We start from the raw sequence: 11,742 nt of genomic DNA on the forward strand, positions 1-11,742 counted from the left end.
CCGGCGCACGGTCGCGCCCACGGTGCACGCGGTTCGGACCCTCGTCACAGGACCGCTCAACGAAAGGGCTCGACCGATGCGTCTGTTAAAACGAACGATACGGCCGGCGCTGTCCGTGTTCACCGCGCTGTTCCTCGCGCTCGCCCTGGCCAGTCCGGCACAGGCCGACGCGTACCGCTATTGGAGCTACTACCAGTGGTCGGGCGGTGAATGGGCATTCGCCTCCGCCGGTCCGGCCGACACCGTGCCCGAGGACGGCGCGATCGAGGGCTGGCGTCATGCCATCGGTGACGAGACGTCGGCCCGGATGCCTCGCACCGGTGACGTCTTTGCCGACATCTGCGACGGAGCCAGCGCCGGCGACGGGGAGAAGCGGGTCGCCGTCGTCATCGACTACGGCGTGGCCGACGACGCTCCGGACGGCGAGGAGCCACCGGCACCGCGGGGTGAGTGCGCCGTCGTCGCCGACGACGCCTCCGGCGCTGACGTGCTCGCCGCCGTCGCCGACGTACGCCTCGGCGACGATGGAATGACCTGCGGAATCGACGGCTATCCCGAAACCGGCTGCGGTGGGTCCGTCGACGGTCCGGTACCGAGCGATGACGAGGAAACGGTCGAGCTCGCCATGCCCGACCACTCCGAGGACGATGCTGCCGGCGACGCCTCCGATGATGATGGCGTACCGGACGTCGCGCTCATCGCGGGGATCGCGGCCGTCGTGGCCGTGGGCGTTGCCGCCCTGGTCCGGATGCGCCGCACGCGGGGCGAATGAATTCGACGATGGGCGATCTGCGCCTGCCGCGGGCGTTGCATGCGGGCGCGTGGTGGCTGTGGGCGCTGGGTCTGGCCACGGCAGCCAGCCGTACCACGAACCCCGTGCTGCTCCTGCTGCTCATCGCGGCCGCGGCGTATGTTGTCGCGGCGCGGCGCGGCTCGGAGCCGTGGAGCAGATCGTTCGTCGCGTTTCTCAAGCTCGGGCTCCTGGTGCTCGGGATCCGCGTGGGAATCCACATGCTCTTCGTCTCGTCACCGGGCGGTTCCACCGTCCTGTTCCGGCTGCCCGAGCTGACCTTGCCCGAGTGGGCCGCCGGCATCAAGGTCGGTGGCCCGGTCACGCTGGAAGCGACCATGCTCGCGTTATATGACGGCCTGCGCCTCGCCGCGATCCTCGCCTGCATCGGCGCGGCCAACGCGCTGGCAGATGCCAGGCGGCTGCTGCGGTCGGTGCCTGGCGCCCTGTACGAGGTCGGGGTGGCACTCGTCGTCGCCATGACGTTCGCGCCCCGCCTGGTGGAAGACGCCGGGCGCATCCGCCGCGCCCACCAGCTCCGCGGACGCCGGCTCCGCGGTGTGCGGCTGATCTCGCGCATCGGCAAGCCCGTGCTGGAAGGATCGCTGGAGCGGTCCCTGGATCTCGCGGCAGCGATGGACTCACGCGGCTTCGGCCGTGCCGCGGCGATCCACCCGCGCTACCGGCGCTCATCCGGCCCGCTGGTGCTGACCGGGCTCATTGGTATCTGTATCGGCATGTACGGGCTGCTCAACGGCGGTGTGGCCTCCGGTGTCGGACCCGTCGGGCTCGGCGTGGGCCTCGTCCTGGCCGTGAGTGGCTTCGTGCTGGGCGGTCGGGGTTCGCTGCGCACCCGCTACCGGCCTGACCCCTGGCGGCTCCCCGAGTGGCTCGTGGTCGGCTCGGGTGCGGTCGTGGCCGCCAGCTTCATCGTCGCCGCGGTACGAGGCGACCCCGGCATGGACGTCATGGTGGTGCCCCTGATCGTGCCAGGGATTCCCCTGCTTGCCGCCGCCGGTGCGCTGGCTGCCTTGCTGCCCGCCTGGGCCTCTCCCCCACCACCCCGGATGGCCACGGAGGCACCATCGTGATCATCTTCGATCGGGTATCCGTGCAGTACGACGGGGCGGCCACGCCCGTGCTGCGCGACGTCGACGTCCACGTGGCCGAGGGCGAACTCTGCCTCGTGGTCGGGCAGACGGGCACCGGCAAATCCACGCTCCTGCGAACGGTCAACGGACTGGTGCCGCACTTCACCGGGGGTACGGTGACCGGCCGGGTACTCGTCGACGGGCGAGACACCCGGGAACACCGCCCTCGTGATCTCGCCGACGTCGTCGGCTTCGTCGGTCAGGACCCACGCGCCGGCGTCGTCGCCGAGATCGTCGAGGACGAGCTGGCGTTCGGTATGGAGTGGCTCGGGTTGCCGCCCGACGTCATGCGGCGCCGGGTCGAGGAGACACTCGACCTGCTGGGGCTGGCTGACGTGCGTCGTCGGGCGATCACGACGCTCTCGGGCGGGCAGCGCCAGCGTGTCGCCATCGGCGCCGCCCTCATCGCGCACCCGCGGATCCTGGTTCTCGACGAGCCCACGTCCGCTCTCGATCCGCAGGCGGCCGAGGACGTGCTCGCGGCCTTGCACCGGCTGGTCCACGATCTCGGGACCACGGTGCTTCTCGCCGAACACCGGCTGGAACGCGTCGTGCAGTACGCCGATCACATCGTGCACCTGCCGGGAAGCGGCAGCGCCGTCGCCGGGGAACCTGCGGCCATCATGGAGACCGCTCCGGTGGCCCCGCCGGTGGTCGAGCTGGGACGCCTGGCCGGGTGGTCGCCACTTCCCCTGTCCGTCCGGGATGCCCGGCGCGCGGCCGCGCCACTGCGGGAGCGGCTCGTCGAGCTCGAACCGGCTCGTGTCCCGCATGTGGCTTCCGCGGCGGCCGACGACGTGTGGCGCGCGCGGCCTCGATCGCGGGGCCGGGCAACCCCGGTGCACGCCACCGTGGACGACGGCCCGGCGCCGCCGCACGCACCCGCACGACCCGCGCACGGAACCCGCTCCCGGCTGGCAGGCGGGGCCCGCTCGCGGCTGGCACGTCTGCTGCGCCGGCGCACTCGCCATGCTGCCGGCAGCCTTCCGGGCGACGAGACCCTCTGCAGCATCTCCGAGCTGGCCGTCCAGTATGGAGAGACGGTCGCGTTGCGGGACGTCAGCCTGGACGTGCGCGCTGGCGAGATCGTCGCCGTGATGGGCCGCAACGGCGCCGGGAAGTCGTCACTGCTCGCAGCGGCCGTCGGGATGGTGACACCGGCCGCCGGGCAGATCCGCACCGGCGGCATCGACCCCCGGAACAACGATCCGGCCACCGTCATCCGGGTCGCCGGACTCGTCCCCCAGGATCCGGCAGACCTGCTCTATGCGGACAGCACCGGAGCCGAGTGCCTGACTGCCGATCGCGACGCCGGCGTCCCGGAAGGAAGCTGCCGCGCGCTACTGCACGAGCTGGCTCCCGACATCACCGACGGGCGGCACCCTCGTGACCTGTCCGAGGGCCAGCGCCTGGCACTCGCGCTCGCGGTGGTTCTCGTGGCGCGACCGCCGCTCGTCCTGCTCGACGAGCCCACCCGCGGGCTCGACTACGCGGCCAAGCAACGGCTGGCGATCATCATTCGCCGCCTGGCGGCCGACGGGCACGCCGTGGTCCTGGCCACGCATGACGTCGAACTCGTCGCAGAGCTCGCCACCCGCGTCGTCGTCGTTGCCGACGGCGAGTTGGTCGCCGACGGGCCCACGGCCGACGTGGTGGTCGGCTCTCCCGTCTTCGCACCGCAAGTAGCCAAGATTCTCGCGCCGCAGTCCTGGCTGACGGTGAGCGAGGTCGAGGCAGCCCTCCACTCCCCCTCCGCCCCCACCCCATGATCATGAACACTAAGCGCTCTATGAGAACCACAAGTGTTCATGATCATCGGGGTGAGGGCGACGGGGGTGGCAGGCACGTGGGGGCGGTCGCCATGCCCCTGGGGCCACGGAGCGCAACAGCCGTGGCGCTCGTGTCCATCCTGGGCGTCGTGGCGTTCACCTGGCCGCTGTACATCGACGCCGACGCCGCGCTCGCCCGATCCTCCGACGCTCCCTGGCTGTTCGCCGCCCTCCTTCCACTCCTGCTCCTCATCGTGCTGGCCCAGCTGGCCGAGGGCACCATGGACGCGAAGTCGGTCGCGCTGCTCGGCGTGCTCTCCGCCGTCGGCACCGGACTGCGGGTCCTGGGCGGCGGCGGGGGCGGTATCGAACCCGTCTTCTTCCTGTTCGTGCTCGCCGGTCGGGCACTCGGACCGGGATTCGGCTTCGTGCTGGGGCAGCTGACGTTGCTCACCAGCGCGCTGATTACCGGCGGGGTAGGGCCCTGGCTGCCGTTCCAGATGCTGGCAGCGAGCTGGATCGCGCTGTTCGCGGGCATGCTGCCACCCCTGCGCGGACGTGCGGAGATCTGGATGCTCGCCGCCTACGGCGCGCTGTCCGGCCTGGTGTATGGCCTCCTGATCAACATGTGGTTCTGGCCGTTCCTCGCCCATACTGGATCCGACATCAGCTTCGTCCCCGGTGACCCGCTATCCGACAATGCCGCCCGCTACCTGGGATTCGTCCTGGCCACGTCGCTCGGCTGGGACTTGATGCGCGCCGTGTTCACCACCGTGCTCTGCCTGGTGGCCGGCAGCACGGTCCTCACCTCCCTGCGCCGAGCTGCCCGGCGCGCCCGGTTCGACCTGCGTTAGATCGATGACGACATGACGCGCGCTGCCGGCGGATCGCCGGCATGACGTACGTCACGCGTCATCTCCCCCGGAGGTCGTCGTCTCGTTTGATAGCGCGGGAGGACTGTCGCCGACGCACAGGGGACGACGGCGGCAGTCCGACCGCGTCCCCCGTCATTCGCCCTGCCTCGTGGCTCGATGATCTACACCAGCAGACTTGACAACGAGTCAGTCATATAGTTGTCTCACAGGTAAATCTTTCGTGACTCTGGCGGGCGGGGTCAGTGTGCGGACACCTTCCAACGGGCCGGATCGCCCGTTACTTCACGAGCCTAACCTTCGGCGTTACGTCGCCGCACGGCTCGTGTCACTAGCGGGCTCGGCCATCACCTATGTAGTCATGCCCGTACTCGTCTACGGCATCACCGGCTCGGCAACGTGGACGGCCTTGGTGGCCGTGGCCGAAGGACTCCCGTATTTACTCACCGGCTTGTGGGCGGGCTTGCTGGCGGATCGATTCGAACGCAAGGCCGTCATGATCGGCGCCGACCTCGCCGCCGCCCTCGTACTCATCTCCATCCCGATAGCCAGCTGGTTCGGCGCGCTCACCGCCCCGCATGTCCTGTTCGTGGCACTGGCCGCCCAGACCATCTTCGTGTTCTTCGACGCCGCCAACCTCGGTGCCCTGCCATCCCTTGTCGTGCGCCAACGGCTGCCGGCTGCCAATTCCCTGATCGCCGGCGGCGGCACCGTCATCGAGGCGACCGTTCCAGCTGTCGCGGGATTGATGCTCGTCGCGATCGCGCCATCCTCCCTCCTCGTGATCGATTCCGTGACCTTCGTCGCCTCGGCACTTCTTATCCGGGCCATCACGCGACCACTGAGCAGGCCCCGCGACGGCACCTCCGCCGGTGGCCGCGCGGCGATCGCCGAAGGGATCCGTTTCCTCATCGGCCATCCCGTACTGAGATACATGACGGTGATCGGCTCACTCGTCGCCTTCAGCGGCGGCTCGCTCGTCGGGATCCTCGTCGTCTGGGCAGATCGCAGCCTCGGTATCGAAGAGGGCGACTGGCGGCTCGGGTTCGTCTTCGCCTCGTGGGGCGTCGGGGGAATCGTCGGCAGCTTCCTCATGCCCGTGCTGGTCCGACGGCTCGGTGGCGTGCGCACCGCGCTGGCGTTCCTACCTCTGTGCGGTGCTGGAGGCGCGGTCACCGCCGTGTCGACGACGTGGACCGCCGGCCTTCCCGCACTCGCCTGCTGGGGCATCGCCTACATGGTGGTGGCGGCGAATTCGGTCACCCTGCGCCAGCAAGTCACGCCCGAACCGCTCATGGGTCGGGTCATGACCATTGGCCGGATGACGTCGTTCGGATCGGGTTTTCCGCTGGGTGCGCTGGTGGTGGGCGTGCTCGCCGATCACCTCGCCGTTGGCACCGCGCTGCTGCTCTGCCAGATCAGCCTGGTGATCGCTACAGCGACAGCGTGGATGTCCCCACTACGCCGGGCTCCGCGCTCGCTCACGCTGCCCGACGACGCCACAACAGAGGAGACCTCGCAACAACATACGGAGTGAACACGCTCGTGCGAACGCGGCATATCCACGAGCGATAGCAGGCAAGCCCCGGTCCGGATAGGAGTTGGGCTCCGGTGATCGAATCACCGGAGCCCAACTCCCACCAGTTCACCATCCGGCTCGGCGGGGTCTCCGGCTCGGCTGGTTCGCGCAGTATCCGCGAAACATCCAGCGAATCCGGCGAGCTATCCGTCCGGGATTTTCCAGGTCAGGACGGTGACGACTTCACGAACGGCGGCCGCACCACCTCGAACGACTCGGAGCGGCCACGGATGTCGACCGTCACCTGGTCACCCTCGGATACCTCACTCGGCAACAACGCCAGCCCGATGCCCTGGCGAAGCGTCGGCGAGAACGTGCCGGAGGTCACCGTGCCGGTACCGGAATTCCCGGCCGTCACCGTCATGCCCGGGCGCGGGATGGCGCGGTCGAGCGCCTGAATTCCTCGCAGGCGGCGAGCCGGGCCGGATTCCTTCTCTCGTGCCAGCGCATCCCGGCCCCAGAAGCTGGGCTTGGACAGCGCCACGGCCCATCCGGCACGGCCCTGAAAGGGGCTGATCTCCTTCGACAGGTCCTGGCCATGCAACGGATAGCCCATCTCCGTGCGCAGGGTGTCCCGTGCGCCCAGCCCGCAGGGCACCACGCCTTGCGGTTCTCCGGCCGCGATCAGTGCATCCCAGAGCACATGGACGTCATCCCACGGAATGATCAGTTCGTAGCCGCGTTCACCCGTGTAGCCGGTACGGCACACCGTGATGGGGATCTCGTGGAAATGTGCATCGACGAACGACATGTAATCGTGCCCGACCGGAATCCACAACGCCGCCAGCACGGCGTCGGAGTTCGGGCCCTGAAGCGCGAGTATGCCGTAGCGGCGCTGATGATCGCGCACGTCGACGCCCTCGGGTGCCGCCTCGGTGAGCCGTCGTACGACTTCGTCGCTGTTCGCCGCGTTGGGAACGAGCATGAGCTCCTCGTCCGAGCGCAGGTAGACGATCATGTCGTCGACCACGCCGCCGGACTCGTCACAGCAGAGTGTGTACTGAGCCTCGCCTGCTTCGATCTTGTCCAAGGAATTCGTCAGGCACGAGTCGACGAACGCACGGGCACCCGGTCCAATGATGCTGACCTTGCCGAGGTGGCTGACGTCGAAGAGTCCGACCTCCCCGCGTACAGCATTGTGCTCATCGACAATCCCCTGGTATTGCAGCGGCATTTCCCACCCGCCAAATGCCGCGAATTTCGCGCCGAGTTCGACGTGGCGCTCGTACAGAGCCGTCCTGGCAAGTTCCTCAGGCACGTCGGGCTCCTCGTTCGAGCCGGACGTGACCTCGTCTTCGTGGGTGGTCACACTCACCGTCTCCCTCGTTCATCGTCACGATACTCGGTAGCACCATAACGGTTCGTGCCGTCATGTGAGTGCAAGCGCGAGACCTCGTCAATCCGTCATATGTCGTTGGCCATCCTTACCATGACAGGCCAAATGATCCGGTCAGGGGCCAGCCGTGAACCTCGCGTGCTGACCCTCCGTCTCACGTGATCACCACGACGAAACCGCACACCGTGCGACTTCGACACCCAGGCATGCAAGGATTCCGCATTTCAGGCCAGTTCTCACACGTCTCGGCATCGAAGTTGCCTTCAGGGCCACACCAGTTGTCCTTCAAGGCCGCACCAGAAGATTGCCCGCCGTCGCGGCCGTCGCACACCAACGACCGGAGGACGAGCGAGTAGCATCGTGTCCCGACCTTGCAGTACGACGCCAGGGAGAATCGTGAGCACCGTTACCTTGTCCTCTGCCAACCCAACCGGACTCAAGGTCGATGCCATCGTGGTCGCGACCAGCGCCGACGACACCGGCCCGAACCTCCTACCGGGCGCCGAACCAGTAGACAAGGCACTCAAGGGATCACTTCGGGACACGCTCGCGAGGCTCGGCGCCACCGGCAAGGCGGACGAGGTCGTCAAGCTACCCACGCAGGGCAAGACCAAGGCTCCCGTCGTCGTTGCGGTCGGGACCGGTTCTCCTGGTGAGCCCGGCACTGCGGGACGCCGCGAGGTGCTGCGCCGGGCCGCCGGCACGGCGGCGCGTGCACTGAGCGGCACCGCGAGCGCCGCCTTCGCCTTGCCGCTGGAGGGCGACGGCGACGCCGCGGCTGTCGTCGAGGGTGTTTCTCTCGGTGTTTACAGCTTCGACGAGTACAAGACAGGCGACGGCACGGAACGGCTCGGGGCGATCACCGTCGTCGGCCCGGGGGTGAAGGCGAAGGCCGTCAAGGATTCCGTATCCCGGGCCGAAGTCGTGGCCGCGGCGGTCAACCGGGCGCGGGACTGGGTGAACACGCCGCCCCGTGATCTCTTCCCGAAATCGTTCGCGGAGACGAGCACCAAACTGGCCAAAGGCACCAAGCTCAACGTCGAGGTGCTCGACGAGAAGGCCCTGGCGCGCGGCGGATACGGCGGCCTGATCGGCGTCGGCCAGGGCTCGGACAATCCGCCCCGGCTGATCCGCATGTCCTACCGGCCAGCGCGCGCGAAGAAGCACGTCGTCCTGGTCGGCAAGGGCATCACCTTCGACACCGGCGGCATCTCCCTCAAGTCGTCCGAGGGCATGCAGACGATGAAGAGTGACATGGGCGGCGCCGCCGCCGTCGTGGCGGCCATGCTGGCCGTGGCCGAGCTGGCGCCGAGGGTCGCCGTCACCGCATACGCGGCCATGGCCGAGAACATGCCGTCCGGAAAGGCACAACGCCCCTCCGATGTCATCACCATCTACGGGGGCAAGACCGTCGAGGTCCTCAACACGGATGCCGAGGGCCGGCTGGTCATGGCCGACGCGCTCGCCCGCTCCGGCGAGGACGAACCCGATCTCATCATCGACGTCGCGACACTGACTGGCGCGGCCGTCGTCGCCCTCGGAACGCGGGTCGCCGGCATCATGGCGAACAACGACGAGCTGTTGCGCACGGTGTACAGCGCGGCGGAACGCAGCGGCGAGCAGATGTGGCCCTTGCCGCTTCCGTCCGATCTCCGGGAGAAGCTGGACTCCCAGGTGGCAGACATCGCCAACATCGGGGACCGCAACGGCGGGGCGCTACAGGCGGGTCTGTTCCTCAAAGAGTTCGTGCCAGCCGGCGTGGACTGGGCACATCTCGACATCGCCGGACCGGCGTTCAACGAAACCGCGGCATTCGGCTACACGCCCAAGGGCGCCACGGGCACGGCGGTGCGGACACTCGTACAGATCATCGACGACGTGGCGGACGGCAGGGCCTGACGAAAAGCATCGCGGCTGGCGAAAAGCATCGCGGCTGGCGGTGGTCATGCGCCCGCGAATCCGCCGTGGCGGGCGCACACCAGCCGGGCGCAAACCTGGCGGGAACGAACTACACGCCACGGTTACGAGCCTGGCGGTTCCATTCCCGCATCCGCTGGGGATATCCGACGACCTGCGCGTCGTAGGCGGGGATACGCAGCTTGTGGGCAAGTTCGTGCGCCGCGGCCGCGTCCCGCACCCGGCGCCGGGTCCACTCCCCGTCGTGAGCGACCAGCACGACCGTGGTGGACGTCATGGTCGTCGGCGGCTCGACGAATGCCTCGACGCCCTGACGGGAGTTGGCGAACTCCTTGAGGTGCTTCGTGTCTTCGTCGTCGGCCGCCCGGTCCAGGCTGCCGTCTCCCTGTTTGCGTCGCCGGCGGAACAACCGCATGTGAGATCCTCCATTGCCTGCCTTGATTTCCCGACAGTACCGCTACGCCTCCTGTCCATGCTCGCACTTCCCGGGCCCTCACGGATGATCGGGCAGGCTACGCCGCGTGCGAGCGACGACAGCCAGCGGGCGCGAGGCACGGGCGCGGAAGGGCCAGTACCTGCGGGACCGGCAGGCGGGTCGCATCGGCGAGCCGACACGTCGGATGATGTACGTGGCCCTGGTTGAGCAATGACGCGAGGAGCAGACGTGGCAGCGATGGCAAGTGAGGCAAGCGAAGTCGATGTAATCGTTCTGGGCGGCGGAAGTGGCGGTTACGCCGCGGCCTTCCGGGCGGCCGAGCTCGGCCTGAGCGTGACCCTCGTCGAGAAGGACAAGGTTGGCGGGACGTGCCTGCACTACGGGTGCATCCCCACGAAGGCGCTGCTCCACGCGGCCGAGGTGGCCGACGTCGCCCGCGACGGTGAACGGTTCGGCGTCACGAGCACCGTCACCGGAATCGACATGGCCAAGGTCAACGAGTACAAGAACGGCGTTGTGGGCCGGCTTCACAAGGGCTTGCAGGGCCTGGTGAAGGCCAACAAGGTCAATCTCGTCGAAGGCGCCGGCCGCCTCGTCGGCCCGAACACGGTGGAGGTCGACGGCACGCGCTACACCGGCAGGCACATCGTCCTGGCCACGGGTTCCCACGCGCGCAGCCTGCCCGGGCTCGACATCGACGGGTCGAAGGTACTGACGAGCTACGAGGCGCTCGAACTGGACCGGGTTCCGGCATCGGTCGTCGTGCTCGGTGGCGGGGTGATCGGCGTGGAGTTCGCCAGCGTGTGGCGCTCCTTCGGCGCCGAGGTCACCATCGTCGAGGCGCTGCCACGGTTGCTCCCCGGTGAGGACGAGGCCAGCTCCAAGATCGTCGATCGGGCGTTCCGCAAACGCGGTATGGCGATCAAGACGGGCTCCCGGTTCGCGGGGGTGGAGCACACCGACGACGGCGTATCCGTCTCGCTTGAGAACGGCGAGACCGTGGAAGCCGAGATGCTCCTGGTGGCGATCGGCCGCGGGCCAGTTACCGAGGGGCTGGGCTTCTCCGAAACCGGTGTCGGGCTCGACAACGGCTTCGTGGCCACGGACGAGCGTTTACGAACCAGCATTCCGGGCGTGTACGCGGTCGGGGATCTCGTCGCCGGGCTGCAGCTGGCGCACCGCGGATTCGCACACGGGATCTTCGTGGCCGAGGACATCGCCGGGCTCGACCCGGTCCCGGTCGAGGACGCCGGCATCCCGCGCATCACGTACTGCGACCCGGAGGTCGCCTCCGTGGGGCTCACCGCGGCGGCGGCCCAGGAGCGGCTGGGCACGGACAAGGTGACCACCTTCGACTACAACCTCGCCGGCAACGGCCGGAGCCAGATCCTGGCGACGCAGGGATCCGTGAAGGTCGTCCAGGAGGTGGACGGGCCCGTGCTCGGCGTACACATGGTGGGCGGGCGCATCGGCGAGCTCATCGCCGAGGCGCAGCTCATCTACAACTGGGAGGCCCTGCCCGCCGAGGTCGCCCAGCTGGTGCATCCGCATCCGACGCAGAGCGAGGCCCTCGGTGAGGCGCATCTCGCACTGGCCGGCAAGCCGTTGCATGTACACGGCTAACCGCCTCCAAACCCGGCACCCTCGACCCCATGATCATGAACACGAGTAGGCCCATGAGGCGCATAAATGTTCATGATCATGGGATTGGGGAGGAGGCGGCTCTCGGTGCCCGCCGGGCGCCTTATACGCTCAATGGTGGCCCGGTACGGTCACATAGGCTCATGGTCGTCAACGACTGTCGAGAGGACTAAACGATGGCAACCTCTGTCACCCTGCCCGCACTCGGCGAGAGCGTCACCGAGGGTACGGTGACCCGCTGGCTCAAACAG

10 protein-coding genes are annotated in these 11,742 nt (G+C 68.3%); 8 read left to right on the plus strand and 2 right to left on the minus strand.

The window, feature by feature from the left end; genetic code table 11:
* Positions 1 to 76 precede the first annotated feature (76 nt).
* The 5 genes from DPM12_RS17225 to DPM12_RS17245 all read left to right on the plus strand — a co-directional run bounded on the left by DPM12_RS17225 (position 77) and on the right by DPM12_RS17245 (position 6,119).
* Positions 77 to 772, plus strand: coding sequence for an SCO2322 family protein (locus tag DPM12_RS17225; RefSeq protein WP_123788499.1), 696 nt, complete (start codon positions 77 to 79; stop codon positions 770 to 772).
* Positions 769 to 1,881, plus strand: coding sequence for an energy-coupling factor transporter transmembrane component T (locus tag DPM12_RS17230; RefSeq protein ID WP_112259577.1), 1,113 nt, complete (start codon positions 769 to 771; stop codon positions 1,879 to 1,881). Before DPM12_RS17225 ends, DPM12_RS17230 begins: the two co-directional genes overlap by 4 nt.
* On the plus strand, positions 1,878 to 3,710 hold the full coding sequence (locus DPM12_RS17235) for an ABC transporter ATP-binding protein (protein ID WP_112259578.1): 1,833 nt from the start codon (positions 1,878 to 1,880) through the stop codon (positions 3,708 to 3,710). The genes DPM12_RS17230 and DPM12_RS17235 overlap by 4 nt, the downstream gene beginning before the upstream one ends.
* A 20-nt stretch (positions 3,711 to 3,730) precedes the next feature.
* Complete coding sequence (locus DPM12_RS17240) at positions 3,731 to 4,564, plus strand: ECF transporter S component (protein ID WP_112259579.1); 834 nt, start codon at positions 3,731 to 3,733, stop codon at positions 4,562 to 4,564.
* A 265-nt stretch (positions 4,565 to 4,829) separates the two neighbouring features.
* The gene (locus tag DPM12_RS17245; protein WP_281269668.1) at positions 4,830 to 6,119 is read left to right on the plus strand and encodes an MFS transporter; all 1,290 of its coding nucleotides are present in this window, start codon (positions 4,830 to 4,832) and stop codon (positions 6,117 to 6,119) included.
* 208 nt (positions 6,120 to 6,327) lie between these two features.
* On the opposite strand, the gene gcvT is transcribed toward DPM12_RS17245, so the two are convergent.
* Positions 6,328 to 7,470: a glycine cleavage system aminomethyltransferase GcvT gene (gcvT, locus tag DPM12_RS17250; RefSeq protein WP_211659090.1), complete on the minus strand. Its 1,143-nt coding sequence runs from the start codon at positions 7,468 to 7,470 to the stop codon at positions 6,328 to 6,330.
* Between the two features lie 423 nt (positions 7,471 to 7,893).
* Here gcvT and DPM12_RS17255 point away from each other — a divergent pair, with 423 nt between their 5' ends.
* Entirely contained in the window at positions 7,894 to 9,396 is a 1,503-nt protein-coding gene (locus DPM12_RS17255) for a leucyl aminopeptidase (protein WP_112259582.1), read from the plus strand.
* A gap of 109 nt (positions 9,397 to 9,505) precedes the next feature.
* On the opposite strand, the gene DPM12_RS17260 is transcribed toward DPM12_RS17255, so the two are convergent.
* Positions 9,506 to 9,829, minus strand: a complete 324-nt coding sequence (locus DPM12_RS17260) for an oxidoreductase (RefSeq protein WP_112259583.1) — start codon at positions 9,827 to 9,829, stop codon at positions 9,506 to 9,508.
* A gap of 106 nt (positions 9,830 to 9,935) precedes the next feature.
* Here DPM12_RS17260 and DPM12_RS24165 point away from each other — a divergent pair, with 106 nt between their 5' ends.
* Entirely contained in the window at positions 9,936 to 10,064 is a 129-nt protein-coding gene (locus tag DPM12_RS24165; protein ID WP_281269667.1) for a hypothetical protein, read from the plus strand.
* 23 nt (positions 10,065 to 10,087) lie between these two features.
* Complete coding sequence (gene lpdA / locus DPM12_RS17265; RefSeq protein ID WP_112259599.1) at positions 10,088 to 11,473, plus strand: dihydrolipoyl dehydrogenase; 1,386 nt, start codon at positions 10,088 to 10,090, stop codon at positions 11,471 to 11,473.
* Positions 11,474 to 11,742: the final 269 nt, after the last annotated feature.

This window comes from Phytoactinopolyspora halophila, assembly GCF_003287285.1.
In the GTDB taxonomy this organism is placed as follows: Bacteria; Actinomycetota; Actinomycetes; order Jiangellales; family Jiangellaceae; genus Phytoactinopolyspora_A; species Phytoactinopolyspora_A halophila.